The following is a 9,957-nucleotide window of genomic DNA, read 5'->3' on the forward strand; positions in this document are numbered from 1 at the left end:
CCGACGTGTCTACTTTCCGGGGGGCAGGCCCGTCTGAGGTTTAAAAACCGCAGGCTCTACACCACAGTCACAGCCGATAACGTTGCGGAGTTCTACACGGCCCATGACGGTGAATTCCTCTTCAGCGTGCCACTGCCGATCACATTGAGCCACAGGCCACCAGGTGGCCAGATCAACATCCACCTTGTCGAAGGAATGAAACACCGCCAACCACCGCGGATGAACCCGAAACTATCCAAACCCCGGCCCAAACGCAGGCCATAACCATAAAACGCTAGAAGTGTCCAAGAACTCCACGGACTCCGTGTCCAAAAAGACACCGGACTCCGTGTCCAAAAACCCTATGGACATAACACGTTTAGCCAAAGAAAAATGACCCCTAGAATCCGCCCCTTCCAGCCTTTCTTTGAGGCTGGCGGCTAAGTTAAGAAGTTCGACTGAATTATCTGCGGGACGCTGTTGAGACAGGTTCCGCTGTGCGGCGCGCACGAGCCTTGCAAGCCTTCCAGTGTCACGGGCCAGTGGGGAAGTGGAAGGCAGCTCCGCTTGTATTGCTTGCAGGTGTCCGGCTGCACTGTTGGCGGCGTCTAGTGCGTACTCGTAGTCTCCAGTATCCCCGTGCGCTCCAATAAACAAGGCGCACAGGTGCGTGTCCTAGGCTTTTGGTTAGTGAGCTGACACACAGAAAAAACAAGAAATTAGTCGTCGGTTTTGCAGATGTGAAGCACTCCCCTAAGTCACAAACTCTGGTGTAGTTTTACTGCTTCTACAAAAAGGGTAAGTGCGCTTTTAGATTGTTTGAATTACTGGTGGAGTTTGAACTCTACGAGGTCGACTTCGTCATCGGCAGCTAATCCGGGATAGTGAGTATCTAGCGCTTCCTGAAGCTCGGTGAGAGAACCAAAACCGTCATTTCTAGCTTGCTTTTCCGACAATTCACTTCGCTGGGTCGAGACAACGGACGTGACCTGTGCAGGAATGGTGACGACCTCTCCGGATTCTTTCTCGAAGACAATTTGGGCACTTCCTTCATGGAAAGGATCATCTACCCGGATGGTTTGTTGCTTTTCTCCGCTACGAATTGATTCCTCGTAGCCTTCCCACATGTAGATGCGCTGCTCTTGTTCCATATCTCGCCAGTTGAATGCGAAAGGCAAGAGTTCTTCTACGGTAAGTGCTTCAAGTCCATTGCTTCCGCGCACGATGCACCGAATGGACGGATCAACATCAAAAAGCACCTGGCGGCATTTACCGCAGGGAGGAATAACTTGACCAGTAGGTCCGTATACGGCGACTACTGCTTGGATTGGGTCCTCTGGATAACTAGCAGCATGGTTAGCTAAAGCCGAGACTTCCCCGCAAGGACCACCGAGGAAGTGGTGCGCGTTCAAACCGAGTACGTGTTTGCCTGATTTGGTGAGGAGTGCTGCGGCTACAGTGTGGTCTTCTCCGTCTTGAAAACGCTGTGCATGGGTGGTTGCTTTGGCTAGTAAATTTCGAAGTTCGTTGGTAATCACTCTTTAAGGGTAATAAATGCTAACGCGCTTTATCTATGCGAAGACAGAGATCGGGAACACCCCCCCCGGATCATTTTCAGACAGGGACGAAAACAAGCCATACCGAAGCCAGCGACTAGTTCCACTGCCCCAAGGCAGAAGGAACGCAGACAAACATAACCTGCCCCAGCATGGGGCTAGGAGTACGAATCCTGGGCTCCTTCAAGCGGAACTGCCAACAACGTAATGGGATTAGGCTGGGATCTGGCGCGGGTCAGGAGGCGCAGCAGGAGAGTTTGGAGACGTCGGTGGTGAAGGACTGTGCGGCGATTTTGATCCCTTCGGCCATGGTCAGGTATGGGCACCAGAGGTTCGCGACCTGGTCAACGGTCATGCCGGCCTCGAGGATGTAGACTCCGGCGGCGGCCAGGTCACCGGCCTCCTTGCCGACGGCGGTGATCCCCACAATCCGTCCGGTGTCGGCGTCGGCGACGATTTTGATGAAGCCGCGGGTGTCCCGGTTCACCAGTGCCCGGGGAACGTATTCCAGGGGCAGGACCCGGCATTCACACCGGATGCCCGCCTCGTTGGCTTCCTTGTCGGTCATGCCGACCGCGGCCAGTGACGGGCTGGTGAACGTCACGCGGGGCAGGTGCCGGTAGTCGACCTCGCGCCCGGCGTTGTTGAAGGCGTTCTCCACCATCAGGGTTCCGTGGGCGGACGCGACGTAGACGAATTCTCGGTGCCCGGTCACATCCCCTGCGGCCCAGATCCTGGGGTTGGAGCTGGCGAGTGTGCTCTCGACCAGGATCTGGCCGGTGTCGCCGGTCTTGACGCCGACGGCGTCCAGGTTCAGTCCGTCGGTGACGGCGCGTCGGCCGGTGGCTACCAGCAGCTTTGCGGCGCGGAATTCCTCCTGGCCCCCGGCGACCGTGGCGGTGACAAGGACCTCTGCGCCGGCGGGATCTGTGCGGACCGAAGTTACGGCTGCGCGGCGGACCACGCGGATGCCCTCGTCGGCGAAGACGCCCATCAGCGCACGGGAGGCTTCCGGTTCCTCGTGCGAGGCAAGCCTGGAGCGGACCAGCAAGGTCACTTTGGATCCGAGGCGGGCAAAAAGCTGCGCCTGCTCCAGGGCCACGTACCCGCCGCCGAAGACGATCAGGGACTCGGGCACCTCGTTCAGTTCCATGGCGGTGGTCGAGGTCAGGTAGTTGACTTCATCCAGTCCCGGCACCGGGGGTGCCCACGGGGTCGAACCGGTCGCGACCAGATAATGGGCGGCGGTCAGGGAGTCGCGGGTGCCGTCGGGTCCGGTGATTTCCAGGACCGGTTCCTCCGGGGTGCCGGCGAACACCGCGGTGCCCTGGCGCAGGTCCCATCCGTAGTCGGCGGCCAGATCCACGTATTTATCCGAGCGCATTCCCTCGACCAGGGAGCGTTTCCCGTCTATCAGTACACCCATGTCCACCGGGGCGGCGGAAGTGCTGATCCCGGGGAACCTTCCGGTCGCATCCACAGCGACATGCCGGGCTTCGGCGGCGGCCAGCAGGGCTTTGGAGGGAACGCACCCGGTGTTCACACAGGTCCCGCCCACCGTGGAGCGTTCGATCATCACGACCCGATTGCCCAGCTTGGTGGCCCGGATGGCGGCGGCGAAGGCGCCGCCTCCGGAACCGATCACGGCTAAATCAAAATCTGGTGCTGCCTCAGGCATTAGTCCTCCTTGGAGTCTCGAATGAACACCCCGGGGGCGTTCCTTTTTGCATGCTGTCCCCAGTCTGCACCTTCCCCTGCACGGGAAGGTCAAGAACGGGAGCGAAGAGATCGGTGTTGCTACGGAAGTGTTGTGTCAAGAAATTCCTTCAGGGCATCGGCCTTCATGGGCCGGGAATCGGCCCGGCCCAGGATGTCACCGTCAGGTGCGATGACGACGGTACTGTCCAGGGATGTGACCGCGTACTTTTGGGTGAGTTCCCCGGTCCGGTCGACAACGAAGGGGTATCCGGGTGTGCCGGCCATTTCGCGGAACTGGTCCACTTGGGTTTTTGTGGTCTCCGGCGTCACGTCCACGGCGACGAAGTCTGCCTTATCGGCATATTCCTGTTCCAGTTCCTTCATCGCTTCTGCCTGCGGAACGCAGGTATAGCACCAGCTCGCCATGAAATACAGCACTGTCGGGCGGGTGGAAGGGACGGTGAGGGCCTTGCCGTCCACAGATGTGATCTCGATCCTGTCCACGTTGTTTGCGCCCGCTGGCCCGGCGGCGGGAGCGGTTTCGCTCCCGCGGTTCAACGCAGTGAGGGCCAGGACCAGGATGAGGGCCGCGGCCGCTACGACGGCAGTAATGGTGAAGATCCGCCGGTGGTTTCTGGTCGTTGTCATGGGTTTCCTTTCTGGTTGGTGCGCCCTGGCGCCGTGTCGGGAAGAAGATGTTCCGGGCCGCAGCACGCTTCGGTGCTGTCGCTGCTCTCAGCCCCATCCGTGATTGCGCTGTTGTCCTGTGCCTTGCTTTTACTGCGGCGCCGCAGGGCCAGGGCCGCGGCGGCGAGGACGGCGGCCACCGCGGTGAGGGTGATGATGGGCCAGTTGCCCGAGATGAAACCGGACAGCGCCACGCTGGCTTCGGTGACCGTCCCGCCCATGATCTCCCCGGCCTGCCCGCCGGACAGGGCCGGAACCCAGTAGAGCAACAGGTAGATCCCTGCGAGGATAAGCGCGGCTCCGCCGAGACGATTAACAAACGGCAGGATCCTTCGGACGTGGCGTGCCAGGACGTCCCGCGCTACCGCTGCACCGAGGGACAGAAGGACCAGCACCACCGAGGAGCCCAAGGCGTAGGCGGCGAAGACCGCCAGCAGCCCGGCCAGGCTCCCGGTGGACACAGCCTGGGCGACAACAGCCAGCAGCAGGGCCAGGCTGCAAGAGAGCGCAGCCACCGCATAGGCCACCCCGTAGCCAAAGACCGCCCTGAGGCCCGAACTGGTCCCGTCCGTCTTCAGAATCCGGGGCAGGTTCAACCTCGCCCCGGGCAGCTGCCATCCGAACACCATGCCAAGGCCGGCAACCACAATAACCGCTCCGATCAGCGCCGCCGCCCAGGGAAGCGCCGACGCCACCGACCGCAGGCCTACAGCGGCGAGCAGGCCGGCCGTAACAAAGACAGTGGCGAAACCGGCGCTGAGGGCAACCCCGGCCTGAAGACCTGCAAGCAACGGCCGCTTCCGTCCCGCACCGGGGCCTGAACCAATGAAATACGCCAGATAGGTTGGCAGCATCGCAAACCCGCATGGATTCACCGTGGCAAGCATTCCGGTCAGAAAGGCCAGACCCAAAACACCCGTCATCCCTGTGACCCCGCATCCTCAGAAGCACCGGCCCGGGACTGCCCGGACCGCTCCTGCTCCGACGATGAATGAGGTGTTGGAGTAGAACCCGCGGACAGGCTGGCCCCCGGGCGGGAACGGGCGCAACAATCCGTCCCCGGGCTGCCCCGACGCTGCGCCCGCAGGAGCAGGGCCCCCGCGGCAAGGGCTGCGGCGGCAAGGGCTGCGGCGGCAATGAACCAGAGGTTGCCGGCCATTGCGCGGGCCGCGGCGAAAACACCGGCTGCAGCCGTCAGAACGGGTACCCCGCAGCACACCAGCGCCACCATCACAACACCAAGGAAGGACAGCAGAGTGCCTGCCGCAAGCACCAGGCCAGAGCGCTTCCGGCCCTTCACTTTTATTGACATGATCATCCCTTCATATGTCCGGCTCGTGTCCGGAACCCCGACAGGGGACCCCAACACGAAACCGGACGGCCAGTAGTACGTCACACCCCATTATCAACCTTCCACTAAGGGGGAAGGTCAAGCTGGCGACGGGACCTGTTGGTTTGCGGGTGCCGATGCGGAACGTTCCAGTACGATGGAAGGGTCATATGCGATTTTTTGGAACGAGATGAGGACCCGAAATGCGAATCGGTGAAGTTGCTGATGCTGCCGGTATAACAACCAAGACGATCAGGTTCTATGAGGACCGGGGCCTGCTCCCACCGGCTGAGCGCTCGGCCAACGGCTATCGTGACTACACCCACGACACCCTCAGCCGCCTCGAATTCATTCGCCGCAGCCAAATCGCCGGGCTGACCCTGGCGCAGATCCAGGACATTCTGCGGATCCGCGATAGCGGTTTGACGCCTTGCACCCACGTACGGGATGTCCTGGGGAAACAGTTGCAGGACCTGGACCGGAAAATCGCGGAGCTCACCGCGCTCCGGGTGACCGTGGCCGAACAATATGCAACCGCCGAGGTGGCCGACCCTCAGCGCTGCGATGCTGAACAAATCTGCAGTTACATCTGAGCCCGCCGCAGGCTAAGGGGCTTCACTGAGCCGGCTCCCGCCGCGGCCAGTACCGTCCGCAGTTACGCAGCACCCGGCTCCACGGCACGGAAGACCTCCGTGCCCGCGGCGTCCAGGATTACAGCGGTGCTTACCTGGTTTATCCGGTAGGCGGTGATGAGCCGCGTATCGGTATCAGAGGCAAAGGCCAGGGATGACGCCCCATTTCCGGCCAGGAATTCCCTGATTTCATCGGCCGTCTCGTAGGACGCGATGTCCACCGCGACATAGTTCACGGCAGCAGGAGAGCTTCGCTGGACCTTGGCAAGCACCCGGGCTCCCGGCTCGAGGGTCAATCCCCATGGTGATGCCGTGGCCCGGCGAGTGAGCGAGGTCAGGCCGGTTGGCGGCGGCTTTCGGTGGGAATGATCTGGGGTAGGAACCGGACGTAGAGGATCATGCTCTGATTCTTATTCTCTCCGAGACAGATAACACTTGCAAAAGTTGATTACACCCCACTTTTACAATAAGGTACATGTTTGAATTTCGCGTATATTCGCCGACTTTAAAGACAACGTTCTTCTACGGTAGGGAGCCAAGCTTTGAGCAGGCCTGGGACAAGGCCGTGGTCTACATTTTGAATGATGCCCGTTGGAAAGACCAAAGCAATATCATTGATGCCATAGCTGCAACGGAGACAAAGTCAGAACATGCCACAAATGGGTGGATAGACGTCAGCCTTGGCCGGAATATGCAAAATGTTTACGAGCAACACGAAGTTGCGGTCATGATTGATAAAACTGCACGTGTCATGAACAATTTAGGACACTGAGTTAAGTCGGTTAGGGTACACCACGTTACGAGATAATCTTCCAACTCTTGCTCAAGCAGTCAGTCCGGTAGAAGTGATAACTCACGTCCCCTCTACCAACCGCAGTCCCGGACGCGACCGTGGGGCACTTGCTAGTGCCCTCAATTCTGCTCTCGGTCATATATCCGAAATCGTCTCACACCAGCGGCTTTAGAATCTTCAGGTGATAACACCGGCGCGTCCCACACAATAAGCCCAGATCGTTTTTCAGTGATAGATCCTGCTGCAGTCGCCGGTCGGCACGTGCTGCTAGTGGAGGGCACTTGGGTCAGCGGAGCCAGTGCGCAATCAGAAGCGGTATCTCTGCACCGAGCAGGCGATCACCATGTCACTGTCATGTGTATCGCCAGGATGCTGAAAGCCAAGTGGGAAGACGGGACTTACTTGGCATCTCAATACGCCACCTTGCTGCCTCCACAGCAAGACACTACAGTTTTCAATCCTTAAACAAGGAGATCTGAACATACTTTTAGACGGCGCTGTTGCAAAGTTGGGCCAGGGCACGATGTTTACCTACGGGCACCCGAACCCAGACGCGGTGATCGTCAGCCGGATATTCGAGACAGCTTAAGCACCCCGGAGCAAGGACAACTAATGTCTTGAGGGTAGGCTTTTCGACCCTGGCCCAACTTTGCAACAGCACCGCGTAGGTAAAATAACGGGTTAAGTGACAATTTTCGATTATGTGACCTTGGATGACTGTGTCGTTTTGAGGAGTCGTCTGCACGGATTTCAGAAGTCCTCTGCACTATCGCCATCCACTCCGGAGAGGCCGCGGGCGTTCGTCCACTTCATCTGGAACGCGACTCGACAGAGCGCATTCAATCGGATGGTCTCTTTCTCCCTGCGAAGGATGGGGGCACTTTAGGGTGCCAGGGTGTTGACCAGATCGAGGAATTCCTCAGCGTAGGCAATTTGCTTGCGTAGCTTTTCGTAGCGGGTGCGCGTCTCCTCACGAATGTCGGCAAGGGTGGCCTTGGCATTACTCCGTGCCTGCTGTGCGGGATCACTGTCCTGCCCACCATCTGAACTATGAAGAATCTCCGCAGCTTCCAGGAATTCTCGCATCTGATCCAGAGTAAACCCCAGCGGTTTCATCCGTCGCACCAGCAAAACACGACGTACATCAGCCTCACTATAAAGCCTGAACCCACCAGGGCTACGCCCCGATGGGGTAATCAGGCCGACGTTGTCATAATAACGCAAGGTGGGAATCGACAACCCAGTCTGGTCAACGACCTCGCCGATCTTGAAATTACTGTTTTGCATTGCCTGTTCTCCTTCACGGTGATGTTGCCCACGGGTTCCTGTGCCTGGGTTGGCGGTTGAGTAAAACTCCCGCTACCATGACCACCATCACCAAACCTAAAGTTACTAGAGGGTTGGATTCCTTTCGGGCGTTCGCCCAGTTACCTATCCCCTCAAAGATTGGACATCTATGACTGAAACTAGCACGGCGGCCCCCCGCCCCCTCCTGAGTCCAGACGGCGCTGATGCCCCTACCGGGATCATCGCATCCTTCCGTTACGCATTTTCTTCCCCCGCCCGTATCCGTATAGAGATTCTGGCCGGACTGGCGGTATCCCTGGCGCTGATCCCTGAGGCCATTGCCTTTTCCATCCTTGCCGGTGTTGACCCAGCCATGGGTCTGTTTTCCTCGGTAGTCATGGCCATTGCGATCGCCTTTACCGGTGGCCGCCCGGCAATGACCACCGGCGCCACCGGGGCTATTGCCCTAGTCATTGCTCCTGTGGCGCGTGGTTACGGGATGGATTATTTCATCGCCACCGTCTTGTTGGGCGGTGTCCTACAAATCGTGCTCGGAGCCCTCGGTGTGGCGAAACTTCAGCGTTTTATCCCCCGATCGGTGATGCTGGGTTTCGTCAATGCACTGGGCATTATGATTTTCACCGCCCAACTCGAACACCTCATTGATGTGCCTTGGATGGTCTACCCACTCGTCGGCTTGGGTGTGGTGATCATGATTTTCTTCCCCAAGCTCACCAGTGTGATCCCCGCCCCGCTGGTCACGATTATCGTGCTCACCGGTTTGGTCATTGCCGCCGGTTTGACTGTCCCGACGGTCTCGGACATGGGCAAGATGCCGGAGACCTTACCGTCCCTGTTTATTCCGAACGTGCCGTGGACGTTGGAGACCCTGCAGATCATCGCGCCTTATGCCCTGGCCATGGCCGTGGTCGGTCTCATGGAATCGTTGATGACCGCCAAGCTCGTCGATGACATCACCGACACTCATTCCGATAAAACTCGCGAATCCTGGGGACAGGGGGTGGCTAATATTGCCTCCGGTTTCTTCGGCGGCATGGGCGGCTGCGCGATGATCGGTCAAACCATGATCAACGTCCGCGAATCCGGGGCACGTACCCGCCTATCCACCCTGTTAGCCGGTGTGTTCCTGCTGGTCCTGGTCCTGGCACTGGGCGACATCGTTGGCATGATCCCGATGGCTGCGCTGGTGGCAATCATGATCATGGTCTCGGTCGGCACCATCGACTGGCACTCGGTGCATCCACGCACCCTTAAACTCATGCCGGTCTCTGAGACCATTGTTATGGCCGTGACGATTATTGCGACCCTAGCCACCAGCAACCTGGCCATTGGTGTGGTGCTGGGTGTGGTCACCGCGATGATCATGTTCGCCCGTCGGGTGGCACATATCGTTTCCATTGAAAAGGTCTCCGATATCGACGGCGACGGCGATGGCGAGATTGATACTCGTACCTACCGGGTGCATGGCCAGTTGTTTTGGGCATCAAGCAATGACCTGGTTTATCGCTTTGATTACACCGATTCTGCCCGTCATATCACTATTGATCTCACTGAGGCGGAGATCTGGGATGCCTCCACGGTCGCGACCTTTGACGCGATTACGCAGAAGTTCCAGGACAGAGGCAAAACCGTGTCCATTATCGGGCTCGACGGCCCCAGTCAGGACCGGCTGAACCGACTGTCTGGCCGGCTTGACACCGGCCACTAACATCCCCCGACTCGAGCACATCGACTTGGCGCCCCAACTTATAACCGGGGCGCCAGTTTATTGGTGCTGTTGCACAGTTGGGGCAGTAGGAAGAGTGACGTGAAATAGTCACAGCCATGGGTATCTTCTCCGGTCGTCATTTCCCCCGTGACATCATTCTATGGGCAGTGCGGTGGTACTGCCGCTACGGGGTGAGCTACCGCGATCTGGAGGAAATGATGACTTCAGCGGGGCGTGCCGGTCGATCACACCACGATCTACCGCTG

10 protein-coding genes and 3 pseudogenes are annotated in these 9,957 nt (G+C 58.8%); 6 read left to right on the forward strand and 7 right to left on the reverse strand.

Translation table 11 applies throughout. From position 1 onward, the window contains the following. Positions 1-264 (forward strand): annotated as a pseudogene (locus tag HMPREF2808_RS13625) (hypothetical protein); the annotation flags it as partial. A gap of 539 nt (positions 265-803) precedes the next feature. On the opposite strand, the gene HMPREF2808_RS11485 reads toward HMPREF2808_RS13625, so the two are convergent. The 5 genes from HMPREF2808_RS11485 to HMPREF2808_RS11505 all read right to left on the reverse strand — a co-directional run bounded on the left by HMPREF2808_RS11485 (position 804) and on the right by HMPREF2808_RS11505 (position 5,232). Continuing rightward, complete coding sequence (locus HMPREF2808_RS11485) at positions 804-1,517, reverse strand: ASCH domain-containing protein (RefSeq protein WP_070624761.1); 714 nt, start codon at positions 1,515-1,517, stop codon at positions 804-806. A 253-nt stretch (positions 1,518-1,770) separates the two neighbouring features. Next, complete coding sequence (merA, locus tag HMPREF2808_RS11490) at positions 1,771-3,213, reverse strand: mercury(II) reductase (RefSeq protein ID WP_005532160.1); 1,443 nt, start codon at positions 3,211-3,213, stop codon at positions 1,771-1,773. A 119-nt stretch (positions 3,214-3,332) separates the two neighbouring features. Beyond that, positions 3,333-3,881 carry a TlpA family protein disulfide reductase gene (locus tag HMPREF2808_RS11495; protein ID WP_014316113.1) on the reverse strand — a complete coding sequence of 183 codons (549 nt, stop codon included), beginning with the start codon at positions 3,879-3,881 and terminating at the stop codon, positions 3,333-3,335. Beyond that, positions 3,878-4,843, reverse strand: coding sequence for a cytochrome c biogenesis CcdA family protein (locus tag HMPREF2808_RS11500; RefSeq protein WP_005532162.1), 966 nt, complete (start codon positions 4,841-4,843; stop codon positions 3,878-3,880). The genes HMPREF2808_RS11495 and HMPREF2808_RS11500 overlap by 4 nt, the downstream gene beginning before the upstream one ends. Beyond that, positions 4,840-5,232, reverse strand: coding sequence for a hypothetical protein (locus HMPREF2808_RS11505; protein ID WP_070624764.1), 393 nt, complete (start codon positions 5,230-5,232; stop codon positions 4,840-4,842). The genes HMPREF2808_RS11500 and HMPREF2808_RS11505 overlap by 4 nt, the downstream gene beginning before the upstream one ends. Positions 5,233-5,459: 227 nt before the next feature. Here HMPREF2808_RS11505 and HMPREF2808_RS11510 point away from each other — a divergent pair, with 227 nt between their 5' ends. Further along, the gene (locus HMPREF2808_RS11510) at positions 5,460-5,843 is read left to right on the forward strand and encodes a heavy metal-responsive transcriptional regulator (protein WP_371325878.1); all 384 of its coding nucleotides are present in this window, start codon (positions 5,460-5,462) and stop codon (positions 5,841-5,843) included. Positions 5,844-5,905: 62 nt separating this feature from the next. Here HMPREF2808_RS11510 and HMPREF2808_RS11515 read toward each other — a convergent pair whose 3' ends face one another. Beyond that, positions 5,906-6,154, reverse strand: a complete 249-nt coding sequence (locus tag HMPREF2808_RS11515) for an alkyl hydroperoxide reductase (RefSeq protein WP_240504687.1) — start codon at positions 6,152-6,154, stop codon at positions 5,906-5,908. Between the two features lie 203 nt (positions 6,155-6,357). Here HMPREF2808_RS11515 and HMPREF2808_RS11520 point away from each other — a divergent pair, with 203 nt between their 5' ends. Next, entirely contained in the window at positions 6,358-6,654 is a 297-nt protein-coding gene (locus tag HMPREF2808_RS11520; RefSeq protein WP_005531125.1) for a hypothetical protein, read from the forward strand. Positions 6,655-7,186: 532 nt separating this feature from the next. Beyond that, positions 7,187-7,264 (forward strand): annotated as a pseudogene (locus HMPREF2808_RS13565) (IS6 family transposase); the annotation flags it as partial. 293 nt (positions 7,265-7,557) lie between these two features. Here the strand turns inward: HMPREF2808_RS13565 and HMPREF2808_RS11525 are convergent. Beyond that, positions 7,558-7,962, reverse strand: a complete 405-nt coding sequence (locus tag HMPREF2808_RS11525) for a MerR family transcriptional regulator (RefSeq protein WP_005531126.1) — start codon at positions 7,960-7,962, stop codon at positions 7,558-7,560. Positions 7,963-8,131: 169 nt separating this feature from the next. On the opposite strand from HMPREF2808_RS11525, the gene HMPREF2808_RS11530 reads away from it, so the two are divergent. After that, positions 8,132-9,691 carry a SulP family inorganic anion transporter gene (locus HMPREF2808_RS11530; protein WP_070528177.1) on the forward strand — a complete coding sequence of 520 codons (1,560 nt, stop codon included), beginning with the start codon at positions 8,132-8,134 and terminating at the stop codon, positions 9,689-9,691. Positions 9,692-9,807: 116 nt separating this feature from the next. Beyond that, positions 9,808-9,957, forward strand: a pseudogene (locus tag HMPREF2808_RS13205) (IS6 family transposase); the annotation flags it as partial.

Source organism: Corynebacterium sp. HMSC078A10 (genome assembly GCF_001811565.1).
Taxonomy (GTDB): Bacteria; Actinomycetota; Actinomycetes; order Mycobacteriales; family Mycobacteriaceae; genus Corynebacterium; species Corynebacterium hesseae.